The 10,354-nt window shown below is 62.6% G+C and carries 14 protein-coding genes; 9 read left to right on the top strand and 5 right to left on the bottom strand.

Annotated elements, in window-relative coordinates; genetic code table 11:
- Position 1 precedes the first annotated feature (1 nt).
- The 6 genes from J7I85_RS02775 to J7I85_RS02750 all read left to right on the top strand — a co-directional run bounded on the left by J7I85_RS02775 (position 2) and on the right by J7I85_RS02750 (position 4,088).
- Positions 2-142, top strand: a complete 141-nt coding sequence (locus J7I85_RS02775; protein WP_214846300.1) for a daptide-type RiPP — start codon at positions 2-4, stop codon at positions 140-142.
- Between the two features lie 24 nt (positions 143-166).
- Positions 167-337: a hypothetical protein gene (locus J7I85_RS02770; RefSeq protein WP_003803987.1), complete on the top strand. Its 171-nt coding sequence runs from the start codon at positions 167-169 to the stop codon at positions 335-337.
- Between the two features lie 108 nt (positions 338-445).
- Entirely contained in the window at positions 446-1,186 is a 741-nt protein-coding gene (locus J7I85_RS02765; RefSeq protein WP_214846298.1) for an ABC transporter ATP-binding protein, read from the top strand.
- Positions 1,179-1,922 carry a hypothetical protein gene (locus tag J7I85_RS02760; RefSeq protein ID WP_214846296.1) on the top strand — a complete coding sequence of 248 codons (744 nt, stop codon included), beginning with the start codon at positions 1,179-1,181 and terminating at the stop codon, positions 1,920-1,922. Before J7I85_RS02765 ends, J7I85_RS02760 begins: the two co-directional genes overlap by 8 nt.
- Position 1,923: 1 nt before the next feature.
- The gene (gene mpaP, locus J7I85_RS02755; protein WP_214846288.1) at positions 1,924-3,591 is read left to right on the top strand and encodes a daptide biosynthesis intramembrane metalloprotease; all 1,668 of its coding nucleotides are present in this window, start codon (positions 1,924-1,926) and stop codon (positions 3,589-3,591) included.
- Between the two features lie 77 nt (positions 3,592-3,668).
- Positions 3,669-4,088, top strand: coding sequence for a hypothetical protein (locus tag J7I85_RS02750; RefSeq protein WP_214846287.1), 420 nt, complete (start codon positions 3,669-3,671; stop codon positions 4,086-4,088).
- A 37-nt stretch (positions 4,089-4,125) separates the two neighbouring features.
- Here the strand turns inward: J7I85_RS02750 and J7I85_RS02745 are convergent, their stop codons facing one another.
- Positions 4,126-4,362 carry a helix-turn-helix transcriptional regulator gene (locus tag J7I85_RS02745; RefSeq protein ID WP_214846281.1) on the bottom strand — a complete coding sequence of 79 codons (237 nt, stop codon included), beginning with the start codon at positions 4,360-4,362 and terminating at the stop codon, positions 4,126-4,128.
- On the bottom strand, positions 4,362-4,859 hold the full coding sequence (locus J7I85_RS02740) for a DUF2975 domain-containing protein (protein WP_214846279.1): 498 nt from the start codon (positions 4,857-4,859) through the stop codon (positions 4,362-4,364). The genes J7I85_RS02745 and J7I85_RS02740 overlap by 1 nt, the downstream gene beginning before the upstream one ends.
- A 91-nt stretch (positions 4,860-4,950) precedes the next feature.
- On the opposite strand from J7I85_RS02740, the gene J7I85_RS02735 reads away from it, so the two are divergent.
- Together J7I85_RS02735 and rox are read left to right on the top strand one after the other, a co-directional pair.
- Positions 4,951-5,544 (top strand): hypothetical protein, encoded by a 594-nt coding sequence (locus J7I85_RS02735; protein ID WP_214846277.1) that lies wholly within the window; start codon positions 4,951-4,953, stop codon positions 5,542-5,544.
- Between the two features lie 136 nt (positions 5,545-5,680).
- Positions 5,681-7,123 (top strand): rifampin monooxygenase, encoded by a 1,443-nt coding sequence (gene rox / locus J7I85_RS02730; protein ID WP_214846275.1) that lies wholly within the window; start codon positions 5,681-5,683, stop codon positions 7,121-7,123.
- A gap of 21 nt (positions 7,124-7,144) precedes the next feature.
- Here rox and J7I85_RS02725 read toward each other — a convergent pair whose 3' ends face one another.
- Positions 7,145-7,744, bottom strand: a complete 600-nt coding sequence (locus J7I85_RS02725; RefSeq protein ID WP_214846273.1) for a dihydrofolate reductase family protein — start codon at positions 7,742-7,744, stop codon at positions 7,145-7,147.
- Between the two features lie 625 nt (positions 7,745-8,369).
- Entirely contained in the window at positions 8,370-8,783 is a 414-nt protein-coding gene (locus J7I85_RS02720; RefSeq protein WP_214846271.1) for a hypothetical protein, read from the bottom strand.
- A 391-nt stretch (positions 8,784-9,174) separates the two neighbouring features.
- Here J7I85_RS02720 and J7I85_RS02715 point away from each other — a divergent pair, with 391 nt between their 5' ends.
- Entirely contained in the window at positions 9,175-9,426 is a 252-nt protein-coding gene (locus tag J7I85_RS02715; protein ID WP_214846269.1) for a hypothetical protein, read from the top strand.
- Between the two features lie 188 nt (positions 9,427-9,614).
- Here the strand turns inward: J7I85_RS02715 and J7I85_RS02710 are convergent, their stop codons facing one another.
- Positions 9,615-9,932 carry a hypothetical protein gene (locus J7I85_RS02710; protein WP_214846267.1) on the bottom strand — a complete coding sequence of 106 codons (318 nt, stop codon included), beginning with the start codon at positions 9,930-9,932 and terminating at the stop codon, positions 9,615-9,617.
- Positions 9,933-10,354 lie beyond the last annotated feature (422 nt).

Below are 10,354 nucleotides of genomic sequence, written 5' to 3'. Positions count from 1 at the left end.
AATGACTAACATGCCGCTGGATCTGGATATCGCAGAGCTGGAAACCATGGAAGCACCCGATTTCTGGGGCGGCTTCGTCGTGGGCGTCGGTGCTGGCATCGCAGCACTCGGCACCGCAGCAGCCATCGTTGCACTGACCTAAACAACGCAAGAACAAAAGAAACGGATGTCGAACATGCTTGAACTGATGGATGCGTCGGCCGCTCCCCTGGACCTCGCGATCGACGAGCTGGAACAGCTCGAAGCTCCGGGATTCTGGGACACGGCAGCCGGCTTCGGCGCAGGAGTGCTCGTCGGCGCCGCATTGGTTGGCGGCGGCGTGCTGATCCTGACCTGATCTGACGCTGTAGCAGGCGACGTGGAGCCGGCCACCGGTTCGGTTCCACGTCGTCCGCAGGCTCTACTCAGGAAAACCGATAAAACCGCAAAGAAAGCCTCAACATTCGTGGTCAATATTCTGGAATTCGATAACTTCTCCAAGACGTTCAACGGCCGGGAAGTCGTCAAGAACCTCAGTTTCACCGTCCAACAGGGCCGCATCGTTGGCCTGCTGGGAAAAAATGGAGCCGGAAAATCAACTTCCCTTCGCGGAGCGCTGGGACTTATCCAACCAACATCGGGGCACGCCCGGATCATGGGAGGCTCCTTTGCCGAACTCGGAACGCAGGCCAGGCGGATCGGGGTGAGCATCGAAGGCGTTGGCCACACACCCGATGCCACTGTCGCCCGGGACCTTCGGGTCTGCACCCAGCTCCTGGGTCTGCCTGCATCCCGCGCGGACGAAGTATTGGATCTGACCGGGCTCGATCATGCCCGCAATTTTCCGGTCAAGAAGCTTTCCACCGGAATGCGGCAACGGCATTCACTCGCGGTCGCCATGCTCGCCAACCCGGATGTGCTGATCCTGGACGAACCAACCAATGGGCTGGATCCTGAAGGCATCCATTGGCTGCGGACCTTCCTGCGCAAACGGGCAGAGGGAGGCAGCACAGTCCTGCTTTCGAGTCACATGCTTGCAGAAGTAGAACAGACCGTGGACGACGTCGTCATCCTTCAACAAACGCTCCGCTATTCCGGGTCCCTGCATGACCTGACCTCCGGCGGCACGCGACGGCTCGAGGAATGCTTCTTCGAGCTGGTTCCTCCCACCGACTCTTCACTCGCGGAAGCGGCAAAAAATGCTTAACGGAATCGCATCCGAACTGACCAAACTCCGCACCGGCTACACCTTCCTGGCCTTCATGATGGCCGGCATAGTTTTCGTCGTCGTCGCCAGCTGGGGCATTCTCACATCTGCCCATGAGGCGGCAGCGGGAATTGCCCTCGATGCGACCTGGGCGACCACCGAAGTTATCCGCGGCTGGTTTGCCCTGTCCCTGGTAATCGCTATGTTCGGCGCGTACTTCGTGGCCCACGACTTCGCCCAGGGCACGGCGGCCCGCTCTATCGTCATGGGTGGCGGGAGGCAGGCGTATGTCATCAGCAAGCTGGCCGCTGGTGCGGTGATCGGCGCCATCGGTGCCGGAATCGGAGCCGCGTTGTCCCTGCCGTCAGCCTGGCTGCTCCTCCTCACCGAGGGCCTAAATCCGTCCATGGCCCATACAGGATGGATGGTGCTTCTCGGCTGCGCAGCAGTCAACTTCGCCGCAGGCATCTGGGGAGTCTGCCTTGGTTTACTGGTGCGGAACACCATCGCCAGCCTGGTGACGGTCTTCGGACTCTGCCTTGTTGTAGAGCCAGGCGTTCAGGCGATCGCACCGGCAGCCGGACGGCTCCTGATGACCAACGCCATGGGATCCCTGTACCTGGATCCCCGCTCAGGACTGCTCGAGGTCCCCCAGGCCAGCATCACAGTGCTCGGGTGGCTTCTGGTCCTTGGCTTGGGCGGGTACTTCGTCACCATGAAGAAGGACCTGACGTAGGTTGGCAACGACGCAATCGCCGGCGCCGTCCGGGCCCCGCATTCCGCAGCTACGAAGTGGCCTGGATATAACGGCCTCGGGACAGGACTGGACTGTATCTGATGCCGGGGGGCGGATTTTTAGAGTTTCCGCAGACGTTGCCGCGCTCCTGAAATCCGTCGACGGCGTCCGGACACCCCCGGAACTGGCAGGACACCTGCTTCGGCAGACAGGGCGGCAATGGACGTCCGAAGCAGTCGCCCAGGCACTCGAGGCGTTCTCGGCCAAAGGCTGGATCGAAGACGGTACAACACAGCTCGGGAAACCACGGCGGATCCGCTTTATCCCACCCTTGACGCTCCAGATCGCATTCTTCAGCCCTGCACCGTTCCTAAGCCGTATTAAGCCAACACTCGACAAGCTAATCGGGACGAGGATGGTCGTCGTCTACACCCTGATCATGTTTGCGGGTGTGGTGGTGCTGGCCGCCTCCTCACGAGACGTCTGGCACGCCCTGACCACACCGCTGCCACTGTCCACTTACCTCGCAGTCATCGTGGCCATGATGCTCTCAACGATGCTGCACGAGATGGGACACGGGGCAGCCCTGACAGCCTTCGGCGGAAAGCCCCGCCAAATCGGGTTCATGCTTTTCTACCTCACCCCCGCGTTCTTCTGTGACGTCTCCGACGGCTGGCGGCTGAATTCGAAGTGGAAAAGGGTGTCAATCGCGCTGGCAGGCATTGTCACCCAGAGTGTCCTTGCCGGAACGGCCAGTCTTCTATCCCTCGCAGCGGGCACACCGGAGATCAGGTCGGGGCTCCTCGTCTATGCGGTTCTCGGATACACCTCCGGGATCATCAACCTCGTTCCTTTCGTCAAACTGGACGGATACATAGCCCTGATGTCATACCTGAACATCAGCCACCTGCGTGACAAATCGCTGCGGGATGCACGCCGAATGATCTCCCGTGTACTTTTCGGCCATGCCACCCCCTATGAACTACCCCCGCTTCGACGGTTCAAGGCTTACGGGGTGCTGTGCATGCTTTTCCCGGCCTATCTGATCATCGCGGCTTTGTCCCTTTGGCTCGACGTGATTGCCAAGTTCGGCGGCTGGGGAGCGGTGATAGCCCTCCTCATCGTGGCCCTCGTCCTTGGACGGGCCGTTGCCGGGTACATCAACGTTGTCAAAGAAGGCTGGGACCCGCAGCGATCGAAACTGCGAATCGTGACCGTGACTGTTCTGCTGACGGCGGCAACCGCAGTCTCCGCCGCGTACGTGCAGATACCTGCCACCATCGAGGCCGGCTTCGTCAACGATGCCTCCGGGCCGGGAGTTGTCTTCGACGACGCAGACTCAGTTCCTGCCTTCCGCGTCGGGCAAGTGGTTGAGATCTACGGCTCCGGCCTGATCGGCGGCCGTCAGATCGGTACCCTCAGCGTGGAGAACGCCCAGGCCGGCACACGATCGGTGCCCCTAGACGCCATTGCGCCTGTCACCATCGACGGCGCCCGACTCAACGCAGTTGTGATCCCTCTGAAAGGCCAGGAGGCCAGCCTGCTACCGTCGTCCGGAACCGCGCGCATCCATCTCGGCAACGAGAATCCCTACCAGTGGTTCAGTGAAAAATACATCCAGCCGGCCATGGCCGCCATTTTGGGAGGGCCTACGACGGGTCAAACCTGAGTTTTGGTTTGGGAAGCCCGTAGGCCCTGCCAAGGAAGGGCTCGTCAGCGCCCCGGCCCCACGAGTACCTTTGTGCCATGACGGAGGATTTTGACCTTTACGCGGACGAGTCGCAGGAGACCGCGGATGATCCGCGCCGAATCGGGTACTGGTTTTTCAGGGCGTTGCATGACAGGGAAAAGAACCTGGACGACCTTCATCTGATCGTGACCCCGGAGTCCCGGCCGTTGTGGGGAGCCTTTGAAATCGCCGCAGCCCTGCTGGACTCCATCGAGGACCCCGGCATGCTCCAGGAAGCCGTCTACGCCCACGGAGACCTCGAGGTCTGCTACATGCGCGTTATCCGGGAGGCCAAGGAAAATACGTTCATCACACCGGCCACAATTTTGGACGACCCGCTGCTGATCACGCTTGTATGGCGACCCGACCACGGCCGGTGGATGGTCCACGGCTTCGGTGACATGGTGCACCCGGACAGGGTGCCCCGCGGGGCTTAGCCCTTCGCGAAGGTCGCACCGCCTGAGACCAGCCACCTCACGGCTGCTCCATCGAGTCGCCGGCAGCATCGTCGTCGACCCACTCGAGCAGGTCGCCCGCCTGGCAACCCAGGACCCGGCACATCGCGTCCAGGGTGCTGAAGCGGACCGCCTTGGCCCGGCCGTTCTTCAGCACCGCCACGTTGGCCGGGGTGATCCCGACCCGCTCGGCGAACTCCCCCACGCTCATCTTGCGTTTGGCCAGCTCCACGTCGATGCGCACCACAATCGCCATCAGATCACCCCTTCCATGTCGGCCCGCAATGACGTCGCCTGCCGCAGCAGGTCCCGCATCACCACGATCAGCAGAACCAGCACCGCACCGATCAGCGTGGCGCCAATCAACACCGCAGGCATCCCGGGATCGCGCAGCTCGGGGGTGAAATAGATGTACGCGACGAGGGAACCGGCCATGGCCGCCAGCAGCAGCCACGCCGCGACGAACGCCCACATGATCACGTCCACCCACCGCAGCGAGGCCGCGGTGAAGATCCGGTCGCGCTGGACCAAGGTCAGCAACCGCCAGATGCACACGATCACAACCTGCAGGCATACGGCTTCCAGTTCCCAGAACAGCAGCATCGGCCATCGCCAGGGATCCGCTCTGGACCCCTCCTCGGTGGTGAAGAGAAACTCGCCGGGGAACGACATGACCTGGGCCACCAGCAGCCCGAGGAGCACCATTACCAGCAGGACGCGAAGCGGGAGGACCAATCGACTAACGATAGACATGGCCTCATACTCCGATTTTTTCTATTCAATATGATGTGCCATCTTCAGTCACCGGCGCTCCTGAAGGCCTTCGAAGCTAGACTGACACCCGATGAAGACTGGGGAAAATCTTTCAGGCCGTTTGAACGTCCCGCTGCTGCGCCGGGCAGCCACCTGTTGCCTGCTGCTCGCTGCCGTGACAGCGTTAGCAAATCTGGGCGGCTTGGTATTGGTGATCGCGGGAGGCGTGCTGCCTGGCTGGGCTATTACCGCCATGCTGCTCGCAGCCTCGCTGGCACTGCTCCTGATAACCCGTCGTGCGACTGGAGGCGGGAGCAGGACGCGCCGAAACGCGCTCATAAGCCTGCTGTACCGACTGGTGGTCTTCGGCGTGGGCTTGAGCAGCTTGACCGGGGCGCTCGGCGACTTGAGTGCCACCTACCACGTGCTCGAACCAGAGGGTCCGAACGGCTGCCGGGCCGTTGCCCGGGAGTACTCTTTCCTCTTCGCGGGCAGCGGTCAAGTATATGCGGTCGGTCGCAGCGGAATCGGGACACGGGTGAGCTCCTGGACTACGGACGACGGCTACGAACCCATCGCTGACGGCTCCTATCGTCTGCGCTGGGAGGCTGACGGCGGCATCCTTAGACTCATGGGCGGGATCGATCCTGTGTGGCCGGCGCTGCACGGGGTCACATGCGGTTGAACACCCCCACGCGAAAGGCAAGGAGAATCAATCACCTTGCCACTTTCAGGATATAGCCCGCTAGGGGGCTTGCCGCAAGGCCCCTGCCCTCAACCAGAATGGTTGGCCGCAGCTAAATTCTGGATTGGGGTTTCACATGTTTGACGTGATCATTAGCGGTGGCGGGCCGACCGGGATGATGCTGGCCAGCGAGTTGCGGCTGCATGGCGTGGACGTGCTCGTGCTGGAGAAGGACGCGGAGCCGAGCAAGGCGGTCCGCTCGCTCGGCCTGCACCCGCGCAGCATCGAGATCATGGACCAGCGCGGCCTGCTGGACCGGTTCCTCGCACAGGGGCAGCAGTACCCGGGGGTCGGCCGCTTCACCGGGATCGACAAACCCGTGCCGGCGAACCTGGACACCGCACACGGCTACATCCTCGGCATCCAGCAGCCGGTCACTGACCGCCTGCTGGCGGAGCGCGCCGTCGAACTCGGTGCACAAGTCCGCCGCGGCTGCGAGGTGACGGGCGTCGAGCAGGACGGGGACGGGGTGAGCGTCGGGCTCGCCGACGGCACCCGGCTCCGCTCGCGCTGGTTGGTCGGCTGCGACGGCGGACGCAGCTTGGTTCGCAGGCAGCTCGGCATCGGCTTCCCCGGCGACGCCGCCACGAACGAATGGATCCACAGCGAGATGGAGGTGACGACGCCGCCGGACGAGCTGGCCAGGGTGGTGGACGAGGTCCGCAAGACCCACAGGGGGTTCGGCGTCGGCCCCGCCGGGAACGGGCTGTTCCGGGCCGTGGTGCCTGCGGCCACAGTGGCCGAGGACCGCTCGGTCCCGCCCACCCTGGAGGAGCTCCGGACCCAGCTGCGGGCCTACGCCGGCACCGACTTCGGTGTCCATTCACCGCGCTGGGTTTCCCGCTTCACAGACGCCACCCGGCTGGCCGAGCAGTACCGCGCGGGCCGGGTGTTCCTCGCCGGCGACGCGGCGCACATCCACCCGCCGCTGGGAGGGCAAGGTCTGAACCTCGGCATCCAGGACTCGTTCAACCTCGGCTGGAAGCTCGCCGCCGACATCAATGGCTGGGCGCCGCAAGGGCTGCTGGACACTTACCAAGCCGAGCGCCACCCGGTCGCCGCGGACGTGCTGACCATCACCCGCGCCCAGAGCGAACTGATCTCACCCGAGCCCGGCCCCCAGGCCGTGCGCCGCTTGCTGGCCGAGCTGATGGACTTCGACGACGTCAGCCAGTTCCTCGCGGAGAGGATCAGCTCGATCGGGGTCCGCTACGACTTCGGCGAAGGACCCGGGCTGCTCGGCAGGCGGCTTCGCGACATCCCTCTGTCGCGGGGCCGTCTCTACGAGCTCACCTGCGAGGGCCGCGGGCTCCTGCTCGACCAGACCGGCAGACTCTCCGTAACAGGATGGACGGACCGGATCGACCACGTCACGGACACCAGCGGGGAACTGGACGCGCCCGCGGTCCTGCTCCGGCCGGACGGCCACGTCGCATGGATAGGTGAAGACCAGGACGAGCTGCTCCCTCCCCTGAAGAGATGGTTCGGGGCCGCCTCCGGGGGCGGCGAAGACGATTAAGTCCGACGACGGCGGCTGGCTTTAGGCCGGCGCCGGGCGGTAGCGCAGTAGGGCGTTGCCAGATCCCGGGAACGCCCGAACGTCCAGCAAGGAAAGGTTTGCAGGCTGGAGGAACAGGGGCAGGCCTGCGGTGAGGGCGCCGGGGCTAACGGTTAGATGTAATTCGTCGATAAGCCCTTGGGCCAGCAGGCCGTTCCACATAATGCGACTGGCGAAGATCAGGATGTCTCCAGTCCCGTTGAGTTTTTCCTGTTCCAGCCACTTGCCCACGTCGTCTCGTCGGATGACGGTCGTGGTGGCCGCCCAAGGGTGGTCCGCAGGGACATTCAGGGAGTCCGACACCACGACTTTCGATACCCGATTGTAGAGGCGGCTGATTTCCCGGTTGTCCGGACTCAACGCGCGGTTGTTGGGGTCCTCGCCGGCGTCAGCAATGGCCGGCCAGTAGGCGCCGAATCCTTCGAAGGACGTTCTGCCCAGCAGCACCGTTCCCGCCGACCGCAGCCGTTCAAGGTTGTAGGCGTCGAAAGTCTCATCCATGTTCAGCACCGTCGGGTTCCCGCTTTGGTCAGCATAGAATCCGTCCAGAGAGACGATGTTGTTCACAACAGTCCGGCGCATACACGAATCCTAGACGACGCCACGATCCATTTGGCGGCCGGCAGCGGACTGGCTAGGCAGGCCTGTCCCGGTGGGTGGACGCAAGACCACCGCCACCGGCCGGTTCAAGTCTCCGCCGCCGTCCTTGGAAGAAGTATGGAGTTCCTTGGAAGGTCCCAGGGAACAGTGGCTTGGCACCGACCCAAGGTGTCGCTGCGGTGCCTGCCGGCTTCCACTTGGCTCCGGCGCTGCCGCATCCCTGACTGTCGACATAGCTGAAGGCCACGATTTAGAGGGCATGGTGTCCCTCACCTTCGATCCAGCTGTCTATCACCTGCAGCGTCAAGAGCCTGCCCTGAGGTTGCTTCAGTCGGCCGACTTTGACAGCGATCTGACCTCAGTCGGTGCGCGTCCCGTCCTCGCGCCCGCTGGCGTCGGGTGAGCGCGAGTGGGCTAAAACGATCCACCGGTTCATGTCAGCGGACGCCGGCCAAACAGCTGAGTACGACCCCGTGGGTTGCCGTCGGAAGCCCCCTGCGGAACGTCGGTGTGAGTAACAGGGGTGGACCGAGGACGACGGCGGCACCTGCGGTGCCGCCGTCGTCCTCCCAGTCGCTAGTCAGTCAGCGGTAAAGACCGCTGACTCTTACTTGTGGTTGTTATTAACCCAGATCTTGACGGTGTCACTCCGGTCAAAATCGGACGAGCCGTTCCCGTGGCCACGATGGTCCTTGTCCTCCACACTGATCCGAACAGTGTGGTAGACCTTGACGAACTTATCGCCCCGGTCAGCAGTTACCTTCTCCACATCGACGATCTTGTCGTGGTGGCCTGAAACCGAGACGGTGTCCCAGGCGTCCCCGATTTTCTCGGTGTCATAGCGGTCATGCACCTGGAACATCTTCTGGTTGTAACGAACATCGGCGTCCTTGTCCTTTGCATACGGGTCCAGCGCCGTGACGGTACACTCAGCTTTTCTGGAATGATCGTTCGATGCCGTGGCTGGCGCGGCGATGGCAATAGGTCCGGCGAGCAGGCCCAAGGAAACTGTCGAAATCATTGCAAACCGGGTCGAGGAAGGAATGGCGGCTACGGATCGTCGGAGTTGTGGTCATTTCTTGCTCCTGCATTTTCTGCAAATTTATATTGTGGGCGGGCAGCACTGGCCGATCCCGTTGCATTGGCAGGCTGAGTCAGCCATTTGCCCCGAAATTAAAAAAGGACTCCCGTAAGCTACGGGAGACCTGGTGCCGGATTCGTTTTCAAGGCTTTTCCCTGAATCCGGTACTTCCATGTAGTACGCCCGACTTTCGCCGTGAGCACCTATCTCCACCGATCTTGATTGCCCGACCATGACCGCCGGACACCTGCGTCCTGGTGCCATTCAACTTCCCGACAGCAGACGGTACAGTTCAAACCCCGCGCACCCTTCGGATGAGGAGAACAAGGCCATGACCCATCTTCGGATTTCGCTCGTAATCGACATCAAGGCTGACGCCAGCGCAATTCAGGCCGCGGCCCTGGCTACCCCCATGTACACCACTGACGAGGAACCGGACATGACGGCCCCCGCCGAGGTGGCACAGGACCCGGTGAACGCGGGGCACATCCTGGCCTTGGCGATCCAGAATGACCTGGCGGACAAGATCCAGCATGGGGCTGTGACGCTTGAGAATGTAGAGGTCCAGGCCACGGACGAGTGACGGGAGTCCTACCCCCAACCGGCCACCACGGCGGTCCGGCCCAGGAAGCCGAGGCTGGCCCCGGACGGGAACGACGTCGTTTCCGTAGAGTGGCTTTCGGCACCGATTCCCAACGCCGAAATATCGCCAGGCGTACCCACCGTCCCGGCAGCGTTGAGCTGGACTCCAGCAGATCCTGAAGTCGTCAACTACTCAGTCCGGGTCAACTTCACCGACGGTACGAGCAAGAACGCGTCTGGCTCGCTGCAGGCATTTCCCGTTTCGAGGGTGACTTTCGACATCGTCAAAACCACGTCCTCGGACACCACGCCGAAAAAGGCCTTCAGCGATCGTGAGGACCCGGCAAGTGACTGGTACAACAGGATGGGGCACAGGACCTCCTGGCCAAACGCAGGGACGGCAGGCTCGTGCTGTACCGCCCCACCGGAACCGGCGGCTTCGTCTCCGAAGCCAGGCGCACGGTGGGCGCCGGATGGAACAGCATCAACAGCATCTGCCAGTGCCAAGATACTCCGTTTTCCTTTCCGTAGGCCCGGGAGCTGTTCGACTCTTCCCGCCCTACAAGTACTTAGGTAGCCGCCGGTACATAAATTCGAGTAGTCGGTACGGATGATTTCACCCAAGGGCCGGCCTAGCGTGGTTCTAGTGGTTCCCACACTGCTTTCACGGTACGCGATGCAATTGTGGCCCGGCATACTGGGTGTTGCAGGGCGCATATGCTTCTCGCCCGGGCCTTCTCCCCAGGCATTCTGCAGGCGGAGGTGCGCTTTGACTGCCTCGCGGGTTTGTGTGCTCCTACATTGCTTGCCGCGTGAACGGGGCAGAGCCTTGGTTCTTCCGGCTGCGAATCCGGCCTAATCAACTCCGAGCGTAAGGAGTGGCAGTGCTAGCAAGTACGCCTCCGCACGAGGGAACGGTGGAAAAGGCA

It is taken from the genome of Arthrobacter sp. ISL-65, assembly GCF_018613795.1.
In the GTDB taxonomy this organism is placed as follows: domain Bacteria; phylum Actinomycetota; class Actinomycetes; order Actinomycetales; family Micrococcaceae; genus Arthrobacter.
This window is presented reverse-complemented; position numbering and strand designations above follow the sequence as displayed.

Excerpts from the sequence above, each read along its gene's own strand:
- J7I85_RS02745 (WP_214846281.1), bottom strand. The coding sequence starts at position 4,362 with ATGGCGATTGTGGTGCGCATCGACGTGGAGCTGGCCAAACGCAAGATG.
- J7I85_RS02775 (WP_214846300.1), top strand. The coding sequence starts at position 2 with ATGACTAACATGCCGCTGGATCTGGATATCGCAGAGCTGGAAACCATG.
- J7I85_RS02735 (WP_214846277.1), top strand. The coding sequence starts at position 4,951 with ATGAAGACTGGGGAAAATCTTTCAGGCCGTTTGAACGTCCCGCTGCTG.
- J7I85_RS02770 (WP_003803987.1), top strand. The coding sequence starts at position 167 with ATGTCGAACATGCTTGAACTGATGGATGCGTCGGCCGCTCCCCTGGAC.
- J7I85_RS02750 (WP_214846287.1), top strand. The coding sequence starts at position 3,669 with ATGACGGAGGATTTTGACCTTTACGCGGACGAGTCGCAGGAGACCGCG.
- J7I85_RS02760 (WP_214846296.1), top strand. The coding sequence starts at position 1,179 with ATGCTTAACGGAATCGCATCCGAACTGACCAAACTCCGCACCGGCTAC.
- J7I85_RS02725 (WP_214846273.1), bottom strand. The coding sequence starts at position 7,744 with ATGCGCCGGACTGTTGTGAACAACATCGTCTCTCTGGACGGATTCTAT.
- rox (WP_214846275.1), top strand. The coding sequence starts at position 5,681 with ATGTTTGACGTGATCATTAGCGGTGGCGGGCCGACCGGGATGATGCTG.
- J7I85_RS02740 (WP_214846279.1), bottom strand. The coding sequence starts at position 4,859 with ATGTCTATCGTTAGTCGATTGGTCCTCCCGCTTCGCGTCCTGCTGGTA.
- J7I85_RS02720 (WP_214846271.1), bottom strand. The coding sequence starts at position 8,783 with ATGATTTCGACAGTTTCCTTGGGCCTGCTCGCCGGACCTATTGCCATC.
- J7I85_RS02715 (WP_214846269.1), top strand. The coding sequence starts at position 9,175 with ATGACCCATCTTCGGATTTCGCTCGTAATCGACATCAAGGCTGACGCC.